Genomic DNA, 4,946 nt, shown 5'->3' with positions numbered 1-4,946 from the left:
ATAATTGCTGATTGCTTCTTTGAGTTTTTGTATATCATTCAAAAGTATGATTCTTTCTTGGGTTTCAATCAGCCTATCTTTTTTCAATGAGGTCAGTACCCTGCTTACTTGTTCTGAATTGGTACCGATGATTTGGGCAATTTCCAGTCTGCTGAGGTTGATTTCTACTTGATTGTCCTCTGGGTCGGATAAGTAGGTGTCTGCAATATATAGTAAGCCCATTATCACTTTTTCCTCGTTGTTCATCATTGACAGACACTTGGTCCTGATTTCACTTTTTCTCAATTCTCTAGAATAAAAGCGCATGACTTCAAATGTAAATTGAGGATTTTCCATAAAGGCAGCTTGAAGGCTTTTGTTATCGATAAAGCAGATCTGTGCTTCAGTCAGGGTCACTGCCCCTATACTGTATTTTTCCAAGCCAATTGCTGTATGTCCCAGGATGTGACCTTCCTTTGCCAGTCTGACCGTATGCTCTTTTCCATCAAGACTTGAGCTGACCACTTTTACCTTTCCTTTTAAAACAAAATAAGCACCCATCACCAAACTTCCCTCCATGAAGATGAATTGTCCTTTGGGGTAGTTGGGTGTGTTTTTTACCTGAGACAATTTCTCAAGCCATTTTTCGCCAGAATGCTTGATTAGGCAGGAGGTAGTTTCACATGTTTTACAATTTACACTGTTATTCATGGATGTAAGTTAGTGTGGAATTGCTTGACAATCCCGAGGTGGCAAATTGATTACTATCAGATGCTCCAATTTGGTAGATTTTTTTTCATTTTCCTATTTGAGTTTGAGACTTGAAAATTTTTTTAGTTCTAAAAAAAGCTGGTCTTACCCCAATATTTTAGAAAATCAAAGCCTATGAAATTTGTAAGATCCACCTTCCATTTGGTCCAAGGGCTTTACTCAAAGTTTCAACCTCTTTTTTAATTTTCTTCAACCTATGTACCCAATAATTATACAAAAGCAGGGCTGATTCTCCTATTTTTAAATAATAAAGATATTTTTATCCTTAATTTAGCTTCTAAATAGTGTCAATATGTTTTCAAAAGCCTGCCAGTACGGAATCAAGTCAGTTATTTATATATGGAAGCAAAGCCTCTTAGGCAATAAAGTCGGAGCAAAAGAGATAGCAGAACATGTGGATGCACCAGAACCTTTTACTGCAAAGATTTTACAGGAATTGGTTAGAAAGAATATCGTAGGTTCTCAAAAGGGTCCAAATGGAGGTTTTTATGCAGATAAAGCGCATGAGAAGTATACGCTTAGGGACCTCGTTGAAGTATTAGACGGAGACGGCTTGTTTCATGGTTGTAGTCTAGGATTAAAGGAGTGTTCAGAAACGAACCCATGTCCTTTACACCATGAAATCAAGAAAGTCCGCTCTCATGTGGTTAATATGCTTACGAAAAAGTCCTTGAAACAATTGGCAGAAGAGGTAGAAAGGGGGGAAACCGTTTTGGCAAGGTTTGACATTTGATATTCCTGTTTAGTTTCAAGATTTTTTCGATTTTGTCCAGGTGTTTTTATACGAATAAGTTTGGGTGATTTCGAAGTATTTGATCCACATATAGCCTAAATGCCAAGGCCATCTGCTCTTGATGAGCTCAAGTGATTCCATTACGATTATAACCGAGTGGATCTTGTTCTGATTAAGATTGGTCTTACCCTGTTCGATCTATGCTGGGAATGCGTCTGTGATTTTCATTTTTGATCGTCCTGTTTGAAAATGTACTCCACAATGACATCCTCGCTTTTTTCTTCTTTTTTTATTTTAAGTTCGGAAAGCAACTTCCTTAAGGCTTCATTTTCGTCAGTCAAAGAGCCGTTTTTTTCTGACAATTCAAGCTGGCTTTTCCTCGTTTCGATCAGGTCTTTTTCCAAATGTTCAATTGTTGAATCCTTGTCAGTCAGCTCCTTTTCCATTTCCTTTTTCTCCAGTTTTAAGCGATTGATATTTTCTTCATGGAAATAAGATTTTGCTTGCTGATTTTTTCTAATAATAAGAAATATTATCAAAGCGATTATTGTCAGTGCAAAAGGATATATTGTATGCATAAAAGTTTTTTTTAGAAATTTTGGTGATCAGGTTAACATCACCCAACCTGTAATTGTGTAATATTACTTGTTTACGGCCATTTGTTTCTGTAATATAGGCATTCCCTAAGCTAAATAAAATCACCCTACCCATATTTAGATTTAGTGGTTTTCACAATTTTCACAAGATCAGATGATTGATATTTTACTCGTTCACATAAGTGATCTTTTAAATCAGAACTTCAAAAATCAAAATGGAGTTTCTGAAAATAAAGTTGTGGTATCTAACCTCCCGGATAGCGCTTCCTCTTCTCAGGTTGAACTCGAGAACAGAATCATTTGCTTTTTACTTTCTATTGAACAGGAAACCATACTCAAAAATAAAAATGGAAGAATGGGAGGGAGCTCTTCCGGTATGATGGATAAATTTGCCCCACTTTACTTGAATCTTCAGCTTGTATTTTGTGCAAATTTCAAAAGCGAAAATTATTTAGAAGGGTTAAACTACCTCTCTCAGACGATTAGTTTTTTTCATCAGAATAGAATTATTAACCTTGGAAACATCCAGGGGCTTTCCATGAAAATGGACAAGTTATCCTTTGAACTCAGTAATCTTTCCTACGATAACCTCAGTCAGGTTTGGTCTGCCATCGGGTCAAAAGTGTTGCCTTCTGCTATTTACAAAGTAGGCTTGGTGATTTTTGACAATACACCGATTAGATCCATTACGCCGGTGATTTCAGCTACCGGATCGCAGAATCCTGATTGATATGGTCCAACACTACCTCCATATAGCCAGCATAGATTTCTTTCATCACTATTATGGAGCCGATAAATTCAACGGATTTTCTGTAAACTGGACAAATGAAACATCAATATTGATGGAGAACCTTCAGATTCTGGTAAAACCTGGATTTGGAGGTATAAGCATTCTGTGTTCGGATATTGAGCTTCTTCGTGATGAGCAGGCAATTATCTTACTGAGAATATCTCCTAAAGATCCTGAATTTTTCATTTACACAGATTTTGGCCAGGAATTCAGTCCGAAAACCGAAATTTTCTTTTTCACAAATGGCGGGGACAATAACAGTCCAAATACTCTGCAGCATGGTGAGTATGTTTCCAAAGAAGACTGCATCGATATAATCAATAGAGAAACTGTCAAAGAAATCACCTCAAAAATCAATGATAAAGCATATCAGGTATGGGAAGATCAAGAACCTGTTTTGGAACTCAGGCATTTCTCGGGACTGATAAACGATACCAGTGAAAAGGTATTCTATGTAGAAAAAAACAAAAAAAAGGAGGCCTTTTATAAACCAAGGGCAGGAATGGAGAAAAAACCTTTTGGTTTGATTGCCCTTGAGGTTCATCAGCTATATGTCGCTTATATGAAAACGAAACAGTTGGCAAACTTACAGATCAGGTTTAAAAACAGGGAAACGATTTGGAAATATATCCTGGCAGATAAGGTCTTTGAAAAATTCTCTGAGTTGAGCATTACAGATACCCAGGATAATGGAATCCGCTTCAAGGAAGGGGAATTTGAAATAAATCCTGATTGGAAGGTGAAATGTTTTGAATCTGAAACCGAAATACCCTTCAGATTGGATTTGACCAGACGGTTTCAGGTCTTGGAAAAATCAAAAGAAGGAAAGGAAAAGGACAAACTCATTTTCAAACAATTGCCTGAAGCAAAACCAGATCAACTCCATCGAAACGCAGACAATATAGGAGTTTTATACTCACATATTTTTATATAACAAATTTATCACACTAACAAACAATTCATTATGGCACAAAATCTCATGACCCCGGGAGTTTACATTGAAGAGAAAAATGCATTCCCAGGCTCCGTTGTTGAAGTCTCTACCGCTATTCCCGCATTTGTCGGGTACACGGAAAGAGCTTCCAAAAACGGGAAATCTCTGGTCAACAAACCGACCCGGATCACTTCATTTGCCGACTACCTTGAGCTTTTCGGAGGTGGGTTTAACCCCAAATTCACCCTTGACGATACACAGGCAGGCGATAAAAACACTGTAACCATTGATGGTAAGGAAAAAACCATCAAGTACAAAGACAATAACCTTGTTTACCTGTACAACAGCATCCGTCTGTTTTATATGAACGGGGGAGGAACCTGTTACATCGTTTCGGTAGGAACTTATGCAGGAAAAGATGGAATTGAAATCAAAAAAGACGAATTACTTGGAACAAGTAAAGGTGAAAATGGGAAGCCTATTGAAGGTGGTCTATTGAAACTTGTCAAGGAATTGGAGCCTACTATGGTGGTGATCCCTGATGCCGTTGCCTTGGAGGCTGATTCCTATGAAATCTACAAGCAAATGCTTGCCCATTGTGCAAAAATGCAGAACAGGGTGGCTATTCTTGATGTGTATGACGGATACAACAGCAGGGATGATGGCGAAGAGGACAATGTCAAGATTTTCAGAGAGAAAATCGGGACTGAATACCTGAGCTATGCAGCAGCGTATTACCCATGGCTAGAAACCAATATTGTCCAAAAGGGTGAGATCACTTTCAAAAACTTTGATGAAACGGTGAATCTATCTGAAATCCTTCCTGAATCCAGGGCTCAAAGCCTTCTTGAAGCTTTCCCGAAAAATCCAGAGGAGTTTACAGCTCAACTCAAAGCGGACAGAGCAGAATTGTCTGAAGAAGAAATAAACGGACTTCTTCCTGGGTACATCAAAAATAAAGAAAGCAACCATCACTTGGGGCTATTGGCTACAAGTCCAACTTATGCAGCACTTCTTGATGAAATCAGGGTAGTGATGAACCTTCTTCCTGCCGGACCGGCAATGGCAGGTATATTCACTATGGTGGACAACAGCAGAGGCGTATGGAAAGCACCTGCTAATGTAGGACTTAATGCAGTGGTA

The 4,946-nt window shown here is 38.3% G+C and carries 6 protein-coding genes; 4 read left to right on the top strand and 2 right to left on the bottom strand.

The window, feature by feature from the left end; translation table 11 throughout:
* A partial coding sequence (locus EA341_RS01000) for a Crp/Fnr family transcriptional regulator (RefSeq protein WP_293010814.1) occupies window positions 1–690 on the bottom strand: 690 nt, incomplete at its 3' end.
* A 352-nt stretch (window positions 691–1,042) separates the two neighbouring features.
* Here EA341_RS01000 and EA341_RS00995 point away from each other — a divergent pair.
* Complete coding sequence (locus EA341_RS00995; RefSeq protein ID WP_293010813.1) at window positions 1,043–1,483, top strand: Rrf2 family transcriptional regulator; 441 nt, start codon at window positions 1,043–1,045, stop codon at window positions 1,481–1,483.
* 224 nt (window positions 1,484–1,707) lie between these two features.
* Here the strand turns inward: EA341_RS00995 and EA341_RS00990 are convergent, their stop codons facing one another.
* Window positions 1,708–2,061 carry a hypothetical protein gene (locus EA341_RS00990; RefSeq protein WP_293010812.1) on the bottom strand — a complete coding sequence of 118 codons (354 nt, stop codon included), beginning with the start codon at window positions 2,059–2,061 and terminating at the stop codon, window positions 1,708–1,710.
* Between the two features lie 172 nt (window positions 2,062–2,233).
* Between EA341_RS00990 and EA341_RS00985 the strand changes: the two genes are divergently transcribed.
* The 3 genes from EA341_RS00985 to EA341_RS00975 form a co-directional block, all read left to right on the top strand.
* The gene (locus tag EA341_RS00985; RefSeq protein ID WP_293010811.1) at window positions 2,234–2,809 is read left to right on the top strand and encodes a DUF4255 domain-containing protein; all 576 of its coding nucleotides are present in this window, start codon (window positions 2,234–2,236) and stop codon (window positions 2,807–2,809) included.
* A gap of 1 nt (window position 2,810) precedes the next feature.
* Complete coding sequence (locus EA341_RS00980; RefSeq protein ID WP_293010810.1) at window positions 2,811–3,803, top strand: hypothetical protein; 993 nt, start codon at window positions 2,811–2,813, stop codon at window positions 3,801–3,803.
* 30 nt (window positions 3,804–3,833) lie between these two features.
* Window positions 3,834–4,946, top strand: a 1,113-nt coding sequence (locus EA341_RS00975) for a phage tail sheath family protein (protein WP_293010809.1), incomplete at its 3' end; no start/stop codon positions are given.

It is taken from the genome of Mongoliibacter sp., assembly GCF_007692705.1.
GTDB lineage: Bacteria > Bacteroidota > Bacteroidia > Cytophagales > Cyclobacteriaceae > Mongoliibacter.
This window is presented reverse-complemented; position numbering and strand designations above follow the sequence as displayed.